Genomic DNA, 17759 nt, shown 5'->3' with positions numbered 1-17759 from the left:
GGACGCGAAGCCCGTACCGTGGGGGTGTGTATCGGTTTCTGCTGACGCCCCGCTGGTGGGTGATCAACGTGTTCACCCTGCTGGCGATCCCGGTCTGTCTCTTCATGGGCAGCTGGCAGCTCAGCCGCTTCGAGACGCGTGTCAATACGCACAACCAGCAGCAGGACGAGGCCTCCGCCGCGCGGAAGGCCGCGGCCCGGCCGCTGGGCGATCTGCTGCCGGTCACCGCGAAGACCTCCGGGGAGCGGGCCACCGCCACCGGACGATACGACACCGCACATCAACTCCTCGTGCCCGACCGGCGGCTGGACGGCCGCGACGGCTTCTATGTGCTGACTCTGCTGCGCGTGGATGAGGGCAAGGACGGGGCCAAGGGCGGGGGCAGGGGCGAGGGCGGCGCCAAGGCGCTGCCCGTCGTCCGCGGCTGGCTCCCCGGCGACGCCGACGATCCGGCGGTCACCGCCAAGGTGCCCGCACCCCCCTCCGGCGAGGTGACCGTCACCGGTGCGCTGCAGGCGTCCGAGCACCAGGGCGGCGACGGGGTGAGCACGAGCGGCGGTCTCCCCCGCGGTCAGCTGGGCATGATCAGCGCTGCCTCTCTGGTCAATCTGGTGCCGTACCAGGTGTACGACGCCTGGGTCACCTCCGCCGAGGCTCCCGGGGCCCTGAAGCCGGTGCCCCCCACGGCGGCGGAGGGCACCGGGCTCGACATCAAGGCGTTCCAGAACCTGGGCTACACGGGTGAGTGGTTCGTCTTCGCGGGCTTCGTGGTCTTCATGTGGTTCCGGCTGTTCCGCCGCGAGGCCGAGACGGCCCGCGATCTGGCCCTCGGCATCACACCGGCCGAGCCGACGGCTCCGACGGCTCCGACGGCTCCGACGGCGCCGGGTGCGGACCCGACCCCAGATGACGCCGAGCGAACTCGATCTCCAAGCGCAACTGCTTGATCCGCTCCTCGACGACCAGCGAGCCGTGCCCCGCGTCATAGCGGTAGACCTCATGCGGGGTGCCGCGCCGCTCGAGCCGTTCCACATAGTTGTCGATCTGCCGTATGGGGCAGCGCGGGTCGTTCACCCCGGCCGAGATGTAGACCGGCGCCCGCACCTCCTCCACATAGGTCAGCGGGGATGACGCCTCGAACCGCTCCGGCACCTCCTCCGGGGTGCCGCCCAGCAGGGTGCGGTCCATCGCCTTCAGGGCCTCCATCTCGTCGTGGTAGGCCGTCACATAGTCCGCGACCGGGACCGCGGCGAGCCCCAGCGCCCAGGAAGCCGGCTGGGTCCCGAGCCCCAGCAGCGTGAGATAGCCGCCCCAGGAGCCGCCGGCCAGCACCAGCCGCTCGGGGTCGGCGAGCCCGGAGGCCACCGCCCACTCCCGCACGGCCGCGATGTCCTCCAGCTCGATCAGCCCGATCCGGTGCTTGAGCGCGTCCGTCCACGCCCGCCCATAGCCGGTGGAGCCGCGGTAGTTGACCCGCACGACGGCGAAGCCGTGGTCCACCCAGGCCGCGGGGCCGGCCGCGAAGGCGTCGCTGTCGTGCCAGGTCGGCCCGCCGTGGATGTCGAAGACCGTGGGGAAGGGGCCCTCGCCCGCGGGCTTCTGCACCAGTGCGTGCACCCGCCCGCCGGGGCCGTCCACCCAGACGTCGCTGACCGGCACCGACTCCGGGGCGGTGAATCCGGGCGGGTCCAGCACCGTCCGCCCGCTCGTCGACCGCACCTGGGGCGGCTTCTCGGCCGACGACCACAGGAACTCCACCGTGCCGTCCGGCCGCGCCGTGGCGCCCGAGATCGTGCCCGCCGGGGTCTCCAGGCGGGTCAGCTCACCGGCGGCGAGGTCGTACCGCCAGAGCTCGCTGCGGGCCTGATGGCTGTGCTCGACCAGCAGCGCCGATCCGTCCGGGAACCAGTCGGCCCCGACGTCACCGGGCAGGTCGATCGCCAGTGCCGTCTCCACACCGGTCGTCGGATCCCACACCATGGGCTCCCACCGGCCGCGCCGCTGATGCCCGACCAACAGCCGGGTGTCCCCCTCGACGGGCGCGAAGCCCATCACGGACAGGCCCAGCTCCTCGGTGCCGCCCTTGGTGTCGTCCAGCTCCGCGACGGACGTCCCGTCCGGCCGCAGGACCCGGATCGCCGAGTGCATCGCGTCGCCGTGCTCGGTGTGCTCGATCGCGATCAGCGTCCCGTCATGGGAGAGATCGCCCACTCCGGCGGACTCGCGGTGCCGGTAGATCTCCTCGGACTCGCCGCCCGGCCGCATCACATGGATGGTCGAGCCGTCCTCGTCGGTGGACCGCCCGACGACCGCCGTGCCGTCGCGGCCCAGCGCGAGCCCTGCGGGGTAGGAGGGCTCCAGGCCCGGGGTCGCGGGCTCGTCGGCCGGGCGCTTGTCACCCTCGTCACCCTCGCCGCCGCTGAACGGCTGGCGCAGCCACACCCCGAACTCATCGCCGTCGGTGTCCGAGAACCACCAGATCCACCGGCCGTCCGGCGACAGCACCCCGTCGGTCGTCCCGTTCGGCCGGTCCGTGACCTGCCGCTGGGCACCGGTGGCCCGGTCCCATGCGTACAGCTCGTACGTACCCGTGGCGTTCGAGACGAACAGCGAGTGGTCCGGGGCGTCTTCCGCCCAGTCGGGCAGCCCCACTCGCGGCGCCCGGAAGCGCTTTTCCCAGTCCGGCATGGACTCCGTGCTCTCAGTCATGCCCACCATTCTGCGCCGCACCCCGACATGCGCGCTGGCGTCGTCCCGCGCCTGTGGATAACGTTCCCGACGGGATGGACGGCAGGCCGCATACCGAGGGGGAGCTGATGGCCGACATAGGCGCGACGGTGGAGACGTACTGGGCAACGGCCCAGGCCAGGGACTGGCGGGCGTTCGGCGCCACCCTCGCCGACGACGTCCGCTACGAGCTGCCGCAGACCCGCGAGCGGGTGCTCGGCCGGGACGGCGTGGTCCGCTTCAACGCGGAGCACGTGGGCGAGTGGAGCCTGAAGGTCGAGCGCGTCATCACCGACGGCGATCAGGCGGTCTCCTGGGTGAGTTTCAGCGTGGACGAGGAGGAGACACAGGCGATCAGTTTCTTCACCGCCTCGGCGGACGGCCGGATCCAGACCATCACCGATTTCTGGCCGACGTCGTACGAGCCCCCGCGTGAGCGCGAGCACTTGGTCGAGCGCTTCTGAAAACCCTCCCGATACCCGCCGGTACCCGATACCCCTCCCGGTACCCGATACCCTCCCACCCCTCCGGCCCCCTGCCCCTCCCGTTCACCCCGTCCCCTCCCCGGGCTCGGCTACTTCAGCAGCACTGGCAGCTCCTCCACGCCGTAGACGATGGAGAGCTTCCGGAACGAGAGCTTCTCCGCCGGTACCGCGAGCCGCATCTCCGGGAACCGCCGTACGAGCGCGGGGTAGGCGGCCCGGAGTTCCATCTTGGCCAGCTCGGCGCCGATGCAGCGGTGGATGCCGTAGCCGAAGGCCAGGTGAGAGGGGGCCTGCCGGTGCGGATCGACCCGCTCCATGTCCGGGCCCAGCTTCTCGTCCCGGTTGGCCCCGCTCAGTGAGCACAGCACCAGATCACCGGCGGATATCCGGGTGCCCGCGATCTCCATGTCCTCGCGGGCGAACCGCGGGAAGGCCACCTGCACCACGGTGAGATAGCGCAGCAGCTCCTCCACGAACGGGTCCACGACATCGTCCTGGTCACGTATCGCGGCGAAGTGCTCGGGGGCCTGGAGCAGCACCAGCGTGCCGAGCGCCAGCATGCTCGCGGTCGTCTCCAGACCGCCGGTCAGTACCCCGTCGGCGAGCCCGGCCAGCTCATGGTCGTCGAGCTCGTCGCCGTGCTCCTTCACCAGCATGCCGAGCAGCCCGTCGCCGGGCGTCTCACGCTGCTTCCGCACGATCCCGTGCAGATAGGAGAGCGAGTCCGACATCGCGCCGAGGGAGGCGTTCGCCCCGTCGAAGAGGTCGAACCGCGCCGTGCTGTGGCGCTGGAAGTCATCGCGGTCCTCGTACGGCACACCGAGCAGTTCGCAGATGACCAGCGCGGGAATGGGAAGCGCGAAAGCCTGTACGAGATCCACCGGGCCCTCGGCCGCGGCCATCTCGTCGAGGCGCTCCTCCACGATGGAGTGGATGCGCGGAGTGAGCCTGCTGAGCCGCCGCATGGTGAATTCGGGCGTCAGCAGGCGTCGCAGTCTCGTATGCGTCGGTGGATCGCTGAAGCCGAGACCTCCTGGATTCTGCTGCGGGGCGACGCCGATGTTCCGTTCCGCGAGGTTGGTGAAATCGGAGCTGAAGCCCTTCGCCTTTCCGAGCACCGCCTTGGTCTCGTCATATCCGGTGACAAGCCAGGCATTGATGCCGAAAGGTAGCCATATCTTGCTGATGGGTTCCTTTGCCCTGGTTCGGGACAGATCGGCGATGGGGTCGAGGCCGTCGCGCCTCATCGGTGCCAGTGTGGCGTCCGGGAGGAACGACATCTTGGACAAGTCGAAGCCGTTCTTCTGAATTCTCGAAAAGTACTTGCGGCCCAGCCAGGCGACGATGTTTGAGCGGAGATTCGACATGGCGCAATACTGCCCTGCCATGCCCGGGTGGCCGTGCTCCGATGCCGGACGCGCCCCGGTGTGATGCGCCACAGCGGCGTGTGCGCCGCCCCCGCGCGGGCACCCCGGGGCGCGCCGGAGGGCGCACGCGCGGGCAGTCCGGAGGGCGTGCGCGTGGGCATCAACGCGCCGGTGGGCGCCAAGGTGGCGCGGACCGCGAAATCGGAGGAAAGTGTAGATATCGGGCGTGAAGCCCGAGCGATGACGGCTGCCTGCGGGACGTCTGTGGCGCCCCCAGGGATATGAGTGAGGTGAGCGGCCTTGCGGGAGAGGTTCCGTGCTGTCCAGGGCGCGCCCTGCTGGGTGAGTCTGATGGCAGCGGATCTGGACCGCGCGCATCACTTCTACGGAGAGCTCTTCGGCTGGGGCTTCCGCCCCACCCGGCAGGGGCACGGCCGTTACACCATCGCGTACACCGAGGGCGGCGTACCGACCGTCGGCATCGGCGCCTCGTCTCCGTCGGCGGGGGTGAGCCTGCCGGTCATCTGGACCACGTACTTCGCGGCGGACAGCGCGGACGAGGTGGCCTCGCGCGTCCAGGAGCGCGGCGGCACGGTCGCGGTCGGGCCGCTGGAGTTCGGCAGCGGCAGGGTGGCCTGGGCGGCCGACCCGGACGGGGCCAACTTCGGCATCTGGGAGGGCGATCTGACCTCCGCCTGGTGGGGCGAGCGCAGACCGGGCGCGCCCGTATGGCTGGAGCTGCGCACCCGTGACGCCTTCGAGGCGGCGCTCTTCTACGGGCAGGTCTTCGGCTGGGACACCCAGGGGCGGGAGCGCTGCGACGTCCGCTTCGAACACGACCGGGTGGTCCTCCATATCGACGGTAAGGCCGTCGCGGGGCTGCGCGGCGGCGCCATCGAGTCCGCCCCGGACCCGAACGTCCGGCCCCGCTGGCGGGTCTACTTCTGTGTGAAGGACGTCGACGAGGTCGCCGAACACGCCGCGGGGCTCGGCGGCGGTGTCATCTCCCTGCCGGCCGACACTCCCTATGGGCGCATCGCGGCGCTGCGCGACCCGGAGGGCGGGATCTTCAGCGTGGCGGCCGTGCGCAAAGGGCCCGCGGACGGGGATCCTGGCGGTTGTAGCTGAGGGGGAGGGGGCTGGGGCCGGCCCTCGACGGCTGTAGGCGTCGGCGCCTACGATCGGAAGTACGGCATCGCGTGTCGGTCACCGGCTGGGTGAGGCATGGAGGTGCCCGTGAGATTGCCTTACGGAGGCATTCCACAGTGTCTGTCGAGTTGAATCACACGATCGTCCATTCTCTGGACAACCACGAATCCGCGGAATTCCTGGCGAATATCCTCGGCCTCGAGGTGGGAGAGGAATGGGGCCCGTTCGTTCCGGTGGAGACCAGTAATGGTGTCACCCTGGACTTCGCCACCATTCCCGGCGAGTCGATCGTCATGCAGCATTACGCGTTCCTCATCTCGGACGAGGAGTTCGACACGGCCTTCGGGCGGATCCGGGAGCAGGGGGTCACGTACTACGCCGATCCCCATCTGAAGCAGCCGGGCGAGATCAACCACCATTACGGCGGGCGCGGGCTGTACTTCATGGACCCGGCCGGTCATGGCATGGAGATCATCACTCGCCCGTACGGCAACGAGGAGTAGTCCGGTACCGCGGGTGGACCGGGGCGTCGTATGCCCCGGTCCACCGGCTCAGTCTTCCTCCGCCCGCTCTTCCCGCTCGCGGTCCCGGCGCTCCCGCCACGCCCTTACGGCCTCGTCGATGTCGAAGGGCGCGAGATTGAGCGGCGGGCCGGGCGGGGGCCGCCGGATCGCCTCACGGATCTTGTCATTGACCTCCGAGAGGATCTCCCGCACCATCCGCTCCGACGGCGCCTTCGCTACGGCGGCGAGCGCGTCCTCCGCCGCTTTGCGCAGTACGAGTGTCGGCGGCAGAAACGACAGATTCTCGCGGGCCATCTTCTCCTTGACCCACCACAGATCGTCATAGGGTCTGTCGAGATTGGGGAGGGGTTTTCCCTTCCCCCGGAGATTGGCGAACGCGCCGCGTTCCTCCGCCTCACGGATCTGTCGGTCGGCCCATGTTTCGAAACTGATGCCCGGTGGCTTTCGCTCGGTCACCCCCAGATTCTCCCTCGGGCGGCGCGAATCGCGTCACAGGCCGTATGGGAACGGGAGGTCAGAGGTGGGAGGCGAGCACCGGCAGCAGATCCTGGAACGTCCGCCCGCTGGCGGGCGCACCGATCGCCGACATCTGCCAGCCCCCGCCCGCTCCGCCCGTCCCACCCGCGCGGTGCACCTTGGCCATGATCTGGGCCGTGTACGGGCCGCCGCCGCTCAGGGTGTAGCGGGCCAGCTCCTGGCCGTTGGTCTCGTCGACCAGACGGCAGAAGGCGTTCTGCACCTCCGCGAAGGTCTGTCCGGAGAAGGAGTTCACCGTGAACAGGATCTGATCGACATGGACCGGAACACGCTGCAGATCGATCAGGATCGACTCGTCGTCGCCGCCCTGGCCCGCGCCGCCGACGAGGTTGTCGCCGGTGTGCCGTACGGATCCGTCATCGCTCGTCAGATGCTGGAAGAACACGACGTCCACGGCTTCCCGCCCGGCGAAGAGCACGGCCGAGGCGTCCAGGTCGATCTCCTTGGCGGTCAGCCGGGCGAGGAACCCCTTCCGCGGCGCGGCCTGCCAGCCCAGGCCCATGCGCACCGCGGTGAGCTCACCCCCGTCGGACTTGCTCAGGCTGATCTGCTGGCCCTTGGCCAGGTTTACCGTCATGTGGTTCCTCTCTCGCTCTTCTGACTCGTCCGGGACGGGCTGTGCGACCTCTCCAGCCGGTCGCGCAGAAACGGCAGGATGCCGCGGTGGAGAAGGGCCCTCAGCCAGGCGTCACGGGCCGTGGCGACGGCCGCGTCATCCCGGCGCCTGAGGTGGGGCGGGTGTGTGGGTGGATGCCGGTGAAGACGTAGATGTCCATGAGGGCACGGGCGCTGGTCGAGGGCCGGGGTTCGGTGGCGTACGGCGGTGACGAGCAGGCAGGCCACCCCCACCACCAGAGTCAACGCCGCGATCGTCGCGCTGGTCAGCCCGGCGGTCAACAGTGCGTCGGCCAGCTCGCGTTGGGAGTCGAGGAGCCCCAGCAGCCCGCCGAGGAGCAGAAAGGCCGCGGTCGAGGTGCCGGCCAGAGCAGGGGTGAGGACGGCGAGCACCGGCAGCAGTCCACGGACGCCTGCCGAGGGGGTGGGTGAGCCGGATAGGGCAGATGCGGTGGACGCGGTGGACGCGGTGTGCTCGGTGGACGCGGTGTACGTGGTCGCCGCGGCGGCGCGTTGCCCGAGGTACGCGGCGTATTCGGGCGCGGCGGCCGTCGCGATCAGCTCGCTCGCCACGAGCGCCTGGGCGCGCAGCCGTTGGATGTCCGCGTCCCCGGTGGCCCCGTTGCGCCGCAGGGCCGCACGGATCTCCGCCGTACGCAGCGCCTGGTGCAGCGCCCGCTCGAAGTCGGGCCTGTCCTCGGCCTGTAAGCCGGGTGGGGCGGTCATGTCCGCGCTTCCTCGATGAGTAGGAATGAACCGGCCGCCGGGCCGCCCCAGGGGAAAGGCCGGGCCCGGCGGCCGCGGGAGGGCGTCAGTCAGAGATTGACGCCGAAGTCGGAGGCGATGCCCGCGAGCCCCGAGGCGTACCCCTGGCCGACCGCGCGGAACTTCCACTCCGCGCCGTTGCGGTAGAGCTCGCCGAAGACCATCGCCGTCTCGGTCGCGGCGTCCTCGCTCAGGTCGTAGCGGGCGAGTTCGACGTTGTCGGCCTGGTTGACCACCCGGATGAAGGCGTTCCGGACCTGACCGAAGTTCTGGTCGCGGCTCTCCGCGTCGTGGATGGAGACCGGGAAGACGATCCTGGCGATCTCGGCGGGCACGGCGGCCAGATTGACCTTGATGGCCTCGTCGTCGCCCTCGCCCTCACCGGTGAGGTTGTCGCCGGTGTGCTCCACGGAGCCGTCGGGGCTGGTGAGGTTGTTGTAGAAGACGAAGTGCCGGTCGGACGCGACCTTACCGGCCTCGTCGCAGAGCAGCGCGCTCGCGTCGAGGTCGTAGTCGGTGCCCGTCGTCGTCCGCACGTCCCAGCCCAGGCCGACAAGAACGGCGCTCAGGCCCGGCGCCTCCTTGCTCAGCGAGACATTGCCGCCTTTGGACAGGGAAACTCCCACAATCTCCTCCTGGTGTTCGGTGGACCGAAGTAAAAATCTACAGCACTGTAGAAATTGACGGGTGAGGGACGGAGGGGTTGGCGAGATCTGGGCGGGGCGAGGGCGAGGCGGGGCGAAGACGCGGCAGGACGAGGGGGAGGCGGGGGCGAAAGCGGGCCGGGGCGAGCGCGAGGCGAGGCGGGGTGAAGCGGATGACCCATCTGGCCCACCGGCTCACCGCACCGCCGCCCCATCGCCCCCATAGCCCATAGCCCATAGCCCATAGCCCATCGGCCATCGGCCTACGCGGTGGCGAGCGACACCTCGGTCGACTTGACCAGAGCGGTCACGCGGCTGCCTTCGGCGAGCCCCAGCTCCGCCGCCGCGTCCTGGGTGATGGCGGCCGTGAGCTCCTGACCGCCGCCGATGTCGATGACGACAGTGGCCATGGCGGCCCCGAGCGTGAGGCGGCTGACGGTGCCCGGGAAGCGATTGCGGATGCTCAGCCCCGAGACCTCCCCGGTGGTCAGCGCCACCTCGGTGGCCTTGGCCAGGGCGGTCACCTCGGAGCCCTCCCCGATACCGAGCTCCGTCACGGCACTCATGGTCACGGCGGCCGTCACCATCTGTCCCCCGGACAGTCGCCCCTGGACCGTTGCCATGGCCTCGCCAAGCGTCACGGAGACGACGGTGGCGGGGAGCTGATTGCGGATGCTGAGACTCATGGGTGCACCACCCCGGAGGCGGAGGTCAAGGCCTGATACGCCTCACCCTAGGCATCCACCCGAGGATCCGCGCGCCGACGCACAACGGCCCCATACGCCACACAGGGCTGGGCGGCCCCCCACAGCACTCCCTCAGCCGCACCCAGCCACCCCCACACCCCACGTACGATCGGGTGAATGCGCCGCTCTCCCGCCGACCTCGTCCGCGAATTCCACCTGGCCTTCGGCCTGGACGCCCGTAAGACCCCCACCGAGGTCCCACCGGAACTCGCCGCCCACCGCCAGGACCTCCTGGCCGAGGAGTGCGCCGAAGTGGCCGAGGCGAGTGCTCACAGCACCCTCGACCACCTCGCCCACGAACTGGCCGACGTCGTCTACGTCGCCTACGGCACCGCCCTGGTCCACGGCATCGACCTCGACGAGGTGATCGCCGAGATCCACCGGGCCAATATGACCAAACTCGGTCCCGACGGCCGCCCCACCCTCCGCGCCGACGGCAAGGTCCTCAAGGGCGCCCACTACCAGGCCCCCGATATCCCGGCCGTCCTCCGTCGCCAGGGCTGGACCGACGCGGCCGAATAGGCGTCCCGTCCGTCCGGAAGCCTTACCGCGCCGTACCGCGCCTGACCGCGAGCCGACCACGACGCACCGCCCGCCACGCCACCATCTTCGGCGCCGCGCCGACGAGTTGACCTGATCGCTACTCCATCTCCCCCGGCTGGGCGTCCTACGATCATTGGTCCGTGTACGAGGGGGCGACATGGGGGCTGGCGGACCGGCGCCGCGGCGCGCGCAGGAGGCGAGGCGGCAGGAGCGGCTGTTGCGCGAGCAATGGCAGGCCGCCCGGCAGGAGACCCGCCGCTGGGAGGCGGCGAGCGAGGGCGAGCGCCGGGTCGCGGCGCAGCTTCTGGTCCTCACCGAGCGCGGCTGGCGGCTCCTGGCGGCCCGGCGCCGGCCCGGCACTCGCACGGCCACCGCGGACATGCTGCTCGTCGGGCCGGGCGGTGTCTTCGTCCTGGACGTGAAGGACTGGCTGGCCTCACCACAGATCGTCGACGGACGACTGCACGCCGACGGAGAGAGCCACGATGCGCATGTGCGCGGGCTCCTGGAGATGACGAGGACGGCCGAAGGGGCCGTGGCGTCGTTGGGACTGTCGCCGGTGGCAGTGCGCCCGCAGAACGCCAGCGAGGACGACATCAAGATCTGGTGCGCGGCGACAGGGAGCAGGAGCATATTGATGACCTGATCGCGACTGTGCGCCACATCGACGAACTCTGGCAGGAGTGGCGCCGGCTACTGCAGACGGGCGCGGAGAAACGGCAGCACCAGGGCCTTCAGGTCTACGCCAAGACGAAGGTCTTCCGTATCTGGCACCCCACGGTCATATGGGGGACGCTCCAGATAGCCGAGTACGCAGCGGAGACCTTCCGGCAGGTTGTCGACTACTACGAGATCCCGGACGACGCGGAAGCCGCCACGGCCAAGCGGCTTGAACGTCAGCAGTACCTGTACCAGGGGAACCGGATCTTCAACGTGTTGCTGAGCGAGCAGGCTCTGTACAGCAACTTCGGAGGCCCCGAGGTGATGAAGGGGCAGCTCGACCGCCTACTGGCCGTGATGCGGCTGCCTCGGCTCAGTCTCGGCCTCGTCCCGCGGTCTGCACCGTTGAGTATTTGGCCCGGTAATTCCTTTTCGATGTTTGACGACAAGCTCGTCCTCGTTGAGACCTACTCGGCGGAGTTCTCGGTCACGCAGCCACGAGAGATCGAGCTGTACACCAAGGCGTTCGAGCTGCTGAAGCAGTCAGCGGTCCACGGATCCGCTGTTCGAGGCCTCATCTTCGCTGCGACCCACCACTTCGACCAGTTGCCCACCGATTAGGAAGGCTCCGACCATGCACGAGAGGCCGAACTGGCGCACCAGCTCCCACACGAGATCCGACAGCTGTGTAGGAAGTGGCCGACAACGCGCGGCACGCACCGGCGGCCACCAGGGCGCGAAGCTCGCTGACGTCGCGCGCCGTGCCGGAGTCTCCACGGGCACGGTGTCCAATGTCCTCAACCGCCCCGACCGCGTCACCGAAGCCACGCGGGTAACGGTGGAACAGGCCATCGCGCGACCCGTGCCCCTGCTCGGCGAGCCTTGGCCCGGCGTACCTGCCCGAGGGCGCGGCGCCAGTGAGCGGGCCGACGCCTGCTGGCTCCCGATCGCCAAGGGCCTCACCCCCCATGGCCTTCGCCATACCCACCGGACCGTGATGGAGGACCTCGGCACGGAGAAGGTCCTTATGGACGAGCGTATGGGCCACATCGACGGCTCCATTTCCGCTCGCTACGCACATGTCACCCCCGGCATGCGCAAACGCCTCATGGTCGGACTGACCGAGCAGTGGGAGGCGGCACTCGACGCACGTTTGGCGATCAGTCCTACGTCACCAGTACGCGTACTGGGCGATCTCTTGCGGGCACGAAGCCGGTCACGTCTGCCTGCGGAGCCTCACCAATGAACGCCGCTGGCACCTGACGGTCACCGTCCCGGACACACTCCATCTTCCGGTGCCTTGCTTGGGCCGCGTCAACCTCGCGTGGCCAGCTCACCGCGGCAGTTACGGAAATCGCCGGGTGATGGGGGCAAGTGACCTGGCTCAATAGGCACATGGAGATTGGCGAGCATTGGGCATACCGCGCGAGGCCGAAGGAGCTGGGCAGCGCGGTCCGGCAAGTGGAGATCGTTCGAGTGGGCGGCCCGGGCAGGTCTGGTTGGATCCACGTGCGGTTTTTGGAGGGTGACGACGCCGGTCTGCAGGAATGGGTCAGCCCCGGGGCTCTCGTAGCACCGTGGTCAGACGTCGATAAGTTCCGCGCGGATGACGTCGCAGAGTCCACACTGGCCGAGGCGTCACGCCACGTGCGAGGCAGTACGGAATTCGAGGCGGCGCGCATGATTCTCGGTTTCGTCCGGCCGAAGAGCAGGCTGCGCCTCCGCCGAGGGGTGGCGGACGCGGGAGTCCTGGAACTGAGCCGACTCGACGAGACGTCGTCGCTCATCGGCATGGATGCCGCCGAGCTCCGCATCGACCGGATGGTGTACGAGAACCACGTCGGCACGTGCCTGGCCGGATGGCCGGTCACCGAGCGCATCGCCCGCCAGGTAGCGGGCCGCCTCGCCGACGAGATCCTTCCGGAGATGGACCGCAAGCAGCAGGACATCGAGCAGGAGCGTGCACAGTCCTCCTGGTACTCATACCGCGCTCGGGACGACCGCAAGTTGGACGCGGAGGCGGCCGTCCTGCGGACAGTCCGGGCGTGGTGCGGCGAGGACAAGGCTGATCGCTACGACGAGCTGGTGGCACTACGTGCCGAGGTCATCAGGCTCGGCCAGTTGGCCGAGAAGGCAGTCAAGGCCCTACGCGACCGTGGGCACGGTGTCATCGCCTCCACCATTGAGCGTGACCTTGGCGTCCATATCGCCAGCCTTGATCCCGATGTGCGTCGATGACGCCGCGCCAAGGGTCTGGGTCCGGCTTGGGCGGCGCGGGCTGTTCCGGAGGCTTCTCCTTCTCCGGCCGGTGCGGGTGCCAGCCGTCCAGGAACGGACGTAGCTGATCTCCTGTCGGCTCCGCATGGAAGTTCAGAGAAGCCAGGCCCTTGCCGTTCATGGTGGGGTCGAGCCGGTCGGCCTCCGTCTTGCCCCAAGCCGACCACTCTCGCAGCCTCTCGGCTTCGAGGGCGTTGTCCGATGTGGCGGCGGCTTCGTCCAGCGCGACGCAGAAGGCTCGGATCTCCCCTGCGGCCCGCCACCGCTCAAGGGCCGTGCCGAAGCGCTCGGACCGCAAGGCGTGCATTGCCTTGACCGAAGCGACGCCGACGGCAGCCTCCCACTCTCGCCGCTCGCGCTCCTCCCGCTCCGCTTTCAAGCGCCGACGCTCTGCCTCTTTCTGCTCCCGCTCGTCTCGCAGACGCTGCTGCTCCGCCTCACGATCCAGCCGAGCCCGCTCCTGCTCCTCCGCGCGCGCCTTCAACGCCCGGAAGACTGATCCGATCTGATTCTCCAACTGCTTTTTGGCGGAGTCGGCCCATTCCTTCTTCCATCCGTAGCTGTGGCCATAGCCATAGACCGGGTGCTGGCCGATCAGCAGTTCCAGTTCGCCGGACGGCTCGAACCTGTGTGCCGGGGTGATCCGCTGCCAGTCGTACGTACGTCGACCTGGCTGCTTGGGCACGTACTGAACTTGCTTCTGCCGTTCACGGAAGCTGACCTCGTATGTCCTGCCGTGGACAGTGAGCAATGGCCTCGGCTGCTTTCGCTTCTTGGACACCGAGAGCTCGCCGTGGCGGGCGAGGGCCTGCTCGGCGAGCAGCCGGAGCAGTGAGAGGGCTCGGGGCAGGACCGCTTTTGAGATCTCGAAGGCGCTGTGGTCCGCCGTGACTGCTGCGACCACTTCCTCAACATCGGTGATCACCCGGCTGCGCGCCAGCCGGATACGATTCCACTCGGTGTCGTCCTCGCCGGACACCCTGAGCAGGCCGAGGAAGAAGTCCCCCTTCGCCCGCCCGCTGTACTTCAGGTGGTACCCCTCGGGTGCACATTGCCGCGCCGCGTCGAACGCCCTGCGGTATCGAGCTCGCTCTCCCTCACTGGGGTTCGGGATACGAAGGAACCGCCCAGCCTGCTGTACCTCCACGATCAATGCGGCTCCGACTTCCGCCGGCGACGGCCGTGGGCGTTTCGTGGCGCGCTGCGGCGCGGGCCTCGTCGTGGACGCGGCTTTGGCTTGTGTCGTTGACTTGGGATCCACCGAACGCTGCTTGCGCGAAGCTGGTTCCGGCCGATCCGGATGATGGCCATGCTCCAGGTAGAAGCATCCGGCGTCGGTGATCTCCGCCTGCCACCTCCCACCCTGCTTCGGCCTGGTGATCAGCCCCCGCTCTTTGAGCGCGCGGGCAGTAGCGGCGAGTTCGGGACTGTCTGAGGTGACAGGATCGGACCCGTCCCCGATACGGGTGAGCAGGGCGAGCTGGCGGTCGTTTAATGGAGACCAAGGGTGCATGGCGACTGTCGTACCGTCTGTGGTCATGTCAGCACAACCCGTAAGGGGTGTATCACTCGCACATCAGGTTCGCCGACCATGCCCGTTGGGGATGGCCGCCGCCCACGCGCGCACAGCCAGTCGCCGAGAGAGGTGGGCACGTGCTCATCCCTGCCGGGCCCTCGGCCTTGTATCCGGAGGGCCTGTACGCCCAGCCTCTTGGAGGTCAGCTCGACTTCGACAACAACGCTTTCGCCCGGACCGCGATGTCATCATCTTCCAGGCGCACATGGCAGATGATGAGGTCGGATGTGATCCGGCGTAGCAATTTCAGCCACTCGGCTACGAAGGCGGCGATTCCTACGGTCAACTGGCTTCGGTCGTTGAGAAGAAATTCGTAGCTTCCATGGGTGCTGTCCCAGCGCGAATCGATTCTGAGGGAATCCCCGTCGCGAACGATGTTCCACTCGGTGGAGAATGTATCGGATCCCCAGTGGACCTGTGTTTGAGAGAATCCCGGATCCTGGACTTCTTCAAGCAACGGGATGAGGTCATCAAGCAAGACGGGGATGTCGTATCGGTATTCGAGTCGCACGGGGACCCGGTTCCAGAACAGGATGACGTCTTCGGTCTCCATGGGATACATTTGCCCTGACGCGTCCGCCATGTCGTCGGCTGGCCCAACCTTCAGGGTCTCAGGGTTCCCTGCTTGCAGCCGGAAGTTCATGCTTGTTCCTATCGAGTCAGCGGGTAGGCGTGGACCTTGCCGTTCGGGTACACCTTGACGAAAATGCTGTTCGGTGTGCGTGTCGTGCCATCTGGAAGATATTCTATGCAATTATGCCCTTCGGGTAGCCTGAAGAACCCTGTTTTATTGGGCCCTAGTTCGGCTCCGCGTTCCGCTGCGTACTTTACGTCCGCTGCGCTGCCGAACTGCCCCTGGGGTCGACCATCTCTTATTGCGCGGGCCGTTCCTTCGGACCAGTCAACGCCGTGCTTGCCGGTCTTGAGTAGTGGCGCTTCAGGTTTGTATTTCTGACCGTCTTTTTCGAAGCCTCTGCCGACTTCGTCCGACTGTTTCCTCTTGCTGAGGCTGTTGAGATGCTGCTGGCTCTGGTCGAAGGATTGCTGTTGCTCCTCGGTGACCGCGCTTGTCTCTTCCGACTTGGGGCGCGAGCCACTCTGGCTCCCGGCATCCGCCTGTCCCTCGGGCGGCCCGTCGGTCGGTGCGCCACCACCCGCGGCGGCCATGAGGACGACGCCGAGCGTTCCCAGCGCGGTGGCGTGGATCGCGGCTTCGACGGTGATCGTGCCTGCTGCGACGCCGGCACCTGCGAAGGCGAGTCCACCGCCCGGCGGGAAGAGGGCGAGGAGGGCCAGGAGGATGAGCGCGAAGCCGAGGTAGGCGAGGAAGTTGTTGAGCGCTTCCAACAGGTGGAAGTTGCGGAAGAGCTTGTCACCGGCGCCGAGCCCTTCCTGCTGCATGCGAAGCAGGAGCACGGTGCCCGCGATGAGACTGCCGAGCGCGGTCCAGATGCGGAAGCGGATGATGGCGTGGGCGTCGGCGAGGGGAAGGGCGCTGGTCGTCTGCCAGGTACGCAGGAGTCTGGTGAGGTGCCAGGCGGTCCATAGCAGCGCGGCGATACCGAAGGCCATCAGGACAGCCGGTCCGTCACTGGTGGCGAAGCGTTCCTGGAGTTCGGCGGCGGCGGGGAAGGATCCCGCGCCGAGGAAGACCAAGGCCGGGAGCGCCAGGACCACGGAGATGAGGATGAACCACAATCTTCGTCGGTCCCGCAGTGTGCGGGCGGCCTGGCGGACGGTCCGTAGCCCGATGCCTTGCCAGGCGTGTTGGTGGTCGGTGGTGTCGATCTGCGCGGTGGTCCAGGCGACAGTGCGGTGCAGAGGAGCGATGTCGGCGTACGGCGTGCTGGCCGCCGCGTAGAAGAGGGCTCGACGCATGCGGGCGAAGCGCAGTGCGATCAGCGTCGACCAGGGGACTCGCCACAGCCCGTATCCGGTCAAGGCCGTAAGGCCGGTGCGTCCGGCTCGCTCCTCGCGGAGCAGTACACCTGGGACTGTCCGTTTGGCCCGGCGGATCTGCCACATGTCGGCGGCCACCGCGATGGCCAGCACGGCCAGCGGGACAGTCCACAGGATGCCATTGAGGTCTTCGGCCAGTGACTGGGTGTCCCGGGCGCCGGGTTGTGCGGCCGCGTAGTTGGTGAACATGTGGTGGGCGCAGGCAGCGGCGATGGGCACCAGCCCCAGGGCCCGCAGCCAGCGGCGACCACGGACGAGGATGCCAACGCCCAAGGCCGCGGCGGCGGTGTAGACGAGATGGGGACTGGTCTCAGCGGCCGGGTGGGCACCGCCGAAGTCCAGAGTGGAGAAGGGGGCGGGGAACCAGGCAGCGAAGACCTGATCGGGGCCAGGGATCCAGGGCGCTTGCAGGCTGTCGGGGATGATCCAGCCCCCGGCCGGGTGGCTGATGGCCCGGGCCGCGTCCAGGCCGAACCTGGCCACCGCTTCCAGCAGCCCGAATCCCGCGCCCAGCGCCGCGCCGGTGACCACGTAGTCGGTCAGGCCCCACTGGCGGCGGATCTTGACGTTCCACGCCGCCAGCAGCAGCGGCGTGATTTTGACCAGCTCTTCGATAACCGGGTCGACGGTGTAACTGGCCGTCTTCACGGTGTTGAGCAGCGCCCCGCCATGGGGTTGGTCGGAGACGGTGCGTGTGTACGCGTACTCCAGCAGCACGGTCACGATGCCGCAGCCGTAGACGCCCACTGCGATCGCCAGCAGGACGGTGGAGACCCGCACCGAACGCGTCGGCGACGACAACACCAGCAGCTGCACCACGCCGTACACCGTCGCGGCCACCATCAATACCGCCACGCCCAGCCCCCCATAGCCGTATCGGCTCAAGGGCGCGAGCCTAAGGGCCTGTTGGACGGCGTACAAGGGTCTCTTACGCCGTGTTTGTCGGTCCCGCGGCGTTCAAGAGCCTGGCTGTCCGAGGACGACAATGCGGACGCCATTCGGGGCCGCGACGGACCGCGGCGGGAGACTTTGGCCCGCAGCCCATGGCCGCATTCTGGGCAGGTCAGCGGGGCCCGGGGCTGTACGCGGTGGATGGCCGACCAAGACCAGTCACAGCCGAGCCCTCGGCTGTGGCATCGATCCGACCGCGCTCTGGGTGCATCGCCGTCATCGGCACCTGGTGCC

General features: G+C 68.4%; 18 protein-coding genes and 1 pseudogene. 9 read left to right on the top strand and 10 right to left on the bottom strand.

Going from position 1 to position 17759, the window contains the following annotated elements; all coding sequences use genetic code 11:
* Positions 1-26: 26 nt before the first annotated feature.
* Positions 27-947: an SURF1 family protein gene (locus JK364_RS38980; RefSeq protein WP_201856141.1), complete on the top strand. Its 921-nt coding sequence runs from the start codon at positions 27-29 to the stop codon at positions 945-947.
* Here JK364_RS38980 and JK364_RS38975 read toward each other — a convergent pair.
* Complete coding sequence (locus tag JK364_RS38975; RefSeq protein ID WP_230993167.1) at positions 835-2718, bottom strand: S9 family peptidase; 1884 nt, start codon at positions 2716-2718, stop codon at positions 835-837. The genes JK364_RS38980 and JK364_RS38975 overlap by 113 nt on opposite strands.
* A gap of 98 nt (positions 2719-2816) precedes the next feature.
* On the opposite strand from JK364_RS38975, the gene JK364_RS38970 reads away from it, so the two are divergent.
* Positions 2817-3191 (top strand): nuclear transport factor 2 family protein, encoded by a 375-nt coding sequence (locus JK364_RS38970; protein WP_201856140.1) that lies wholly within the window; start codon positions 2817-2819, stop codon positions 3189-3191.
* A gap of 110 nt (positions 3192-3301) precedes the next feature.
* Here JK364_RS38970 and JK364_RS38965 read toward each other — a convergent pair whose 3' ends face one another.
* Entirely contained in the window at positions 3302-4579 is a 1278-nt protein-coding gene (locus JK364_RS38965) for a cytochrome P450 (RefSeq protein ID WP_201856139.1), read from the bottom strand.
* A 351-nt stretch (positions 4580-4930) separates the two neighbouring features.
* On the opposite strand from JK364_RS38965, the gene JK364_RS38960 reads away from it, so the two are divergent.
* Together JK364_RS38960 and JK364_RS38955 are read left to right on the top strand one after the other, a co-directional pair.
* Positions 4931-5707, top strand: coding sequence for a VOC family protein (locus JK364_RS38960; protein WP_201856138.1), 777 nt, complete (start codon positions 4931-4933; stop codon positions 5705-5707).
* 137 nt (positions 5708-5844) lie between these two features.
* Positions 5845-6231: a VOC family protein gene (locus tag JK364_RS38955; protein ID WP_201856137.1), complete on the top strand. Its 387-nt coding sequence runs from the start codon at positions 5845-5847 to the stop codon at positions 6229-6231.
* Between the two features lie 48 nt (positions 6232-6279).
* On the opposite strand, the gene JK364_RS38950 is transcribed toward JK364_RS38955, so the two are convergent.
* The 5 genes from JK364_RS38950 to JK364_RS38930 all read right to left on the bottom strand — a co-directional run bounded on the left by JK364_RS38950 (position 6280) and on the right by JK364_RS38930 (position 9499).
* The gene (locus JK364_RS38950) at positions 6280-6708 is read right to left on the bottom strand and encodes a DnaJ family domain-containing protein (RefSeq protein ID WP_201856136.1); all 429 of its coding nucleotides are present in this window, start codon (positions 6706-6708) and stop codon (positions 6280-6282) included.
* Positions 6709-6766: 58 nt separating this feature from the next.
* Positions 6767-7366: a TerD family protein gene (locus JK364_RS38945; protein WP_201856135.1), complete on the bottom strand. Its 600-nt coding sequence runs from the start codon at positions 7364-7366 to the stop codon at positions 6767-6769.
* Positions 7363-8130: a hypothetical protein gene (locus JK364_RS38940; protein ID WP_201856134.1), complete on the bottom strand. Its 768-nt coding sequence runs from the start codon at positions 8128-8130 to the stop codon at positions 7363-7365. Before JK364_RS38940 ends, JK364_RS38945 begins: the two co-directional genes overlap by 4 nt.
* Before the next feature lie 89 nt (positions 8131-8219).
* Positions 8220-8795 (bottom strand): TerD family protein, encoded by a 576-nt coding sequence (locus tag JK364_RS38935; protein ID WP_201856133.1) that lies wholly within the window; start codon positions 8793-8795, stop codon positions 8220-8222.
* A 281-nt stretch (positions 8796-9076) separates the two neighbouring features.
* Positions 9077-9499 carry a TOBE domain-containing protein gene (locus tag JK364_RS38930; RefSeq protein WP_201856132.1) on the bottom strand — a complete coding sequence of 141 codons (423 nt, stop codon included), beginning with the start codon at positions 9497-9499 and terminating at the stop codon, positions 9077-9079.
* A 177-nt stretch (positions 9500-9676) separates the two neighbouring features.
* Between JK364_RS38930 and JK364_RS38925 the strand changes: the two genes are divergently transcribed.
* From JK364_RS38925 to JK364_RS38905, 5 genes and pseudogenes are all read left to right on the top strand, one after another.
* Positions 9677-10081: a pyrophosphohydrolase domain-containing protein gene (locus tag JK364_RS38925; RefSeq protein WP_201856131.1), complete on the top strand. Its 405-nt coding sequence runs from the start codon at positions 9677-9679 to the stop codon at positions 10079-10081.
* A gap of 238 nt (positions 10082-10319) precedes the next feature.
* The gene (locus tag JK364_RS38920) at positions 10320-10748 is read left to right on the top strand and encodes a nuclease-related domain-containing protein (protein ID WP_230993186.1); all 429 of its coding nucleotides are present in this window, start codon (positions 10320-10322) and stop codon (positions 10746-10748) included.
* On the top strand, positions 10709-11383 hold the full coding sequence (locus tag JK364_RS38915) for a DUF5753 domain-containing protein (protein ID WP_201856203.1): 675 nt from the start codon (positions 10709-10711) through the stop codon (positions 11381-11383). Before JK364_RS38920 ends, JK364_RS38915 begins: the two co-directional genes overlap by 40 nt.
* A pseudogene (locus JK364_RS38910) lies at positions 11370-12008 on the top strand (LacI family DNA-binding transcriptional regulator); the annotation flags it as partial. The gene JK364_RS38915 and the pseudogene JK364_RS38910, both read left to right, overlap by 14 nt.
* A 149-nt stretch (positions 12009-12157) precedes the next feature.
* Positions 12158-13000, top strand: coding sequence for a PE-PGRS family protein (locus JK364_RS38905; protein WP_201856130.1), 843 nt, complete (start codon positions 12158-12160; stop codon positions 12998-13000).
* Here JK364_RS38905 and JK364_RS38900 read toward each other — a convergent pair.
* From JK364_RS38900 to JK364_RS38890, 3 genes are all read right to left on the bottom strand, one after another.
* Positions 12930-14579, bottom strand: a complete 1650-nt coding sequence (locus JK364_RS38900) for a PE-PGRS family protein (RefSeq protein WP_230993166.1) — start codon at positions 14577-14579, stop codon at positions 12930-12932. The genes JK364_RS38905 and JK364_RS38900 overlap by 71 nt on opposite strands.
* Before the next feature lie 178 nt (positions 14580-14757).
* Complete coding sequence (locus tag JK364_RS38895) at positions 14758-15258, bottom strand: hypothetical protein (protein WP_201856129.1); 501 nt, start codon at positions 15256-15258, stop codon at positions 14758-14760.
* A gap of 8 nt (positions 15259-15266) precedes the next feature.
* Positions 15267-17459: a PrsW family glutamic-type intramembrane protease gene (locus JK364_RS38890; protein WP_201856128.1), complete on the bottom strand. Its 2193-nt coding sequence runs from the start codon at positions 17457-17459 to the stop codon at positions 15267-15269.
* Positions 17460-17759: the final 300 nt, after the last annotated feature.

This window comes from Streptomyces endocoffeicus (assembly GCF_016741935.1).
In the GTDB taxonomy this organism is placed as follows: domain Bacteria; phylum Actinomycetota; class Actinomycetes; order Streptomycetales; family Streptomycetaceae; genus Streptomyces; species Streptomyces endocoffeicus.
This window is presented reverse-complemented; position numbering and strand designations above follow the sequence as displayed.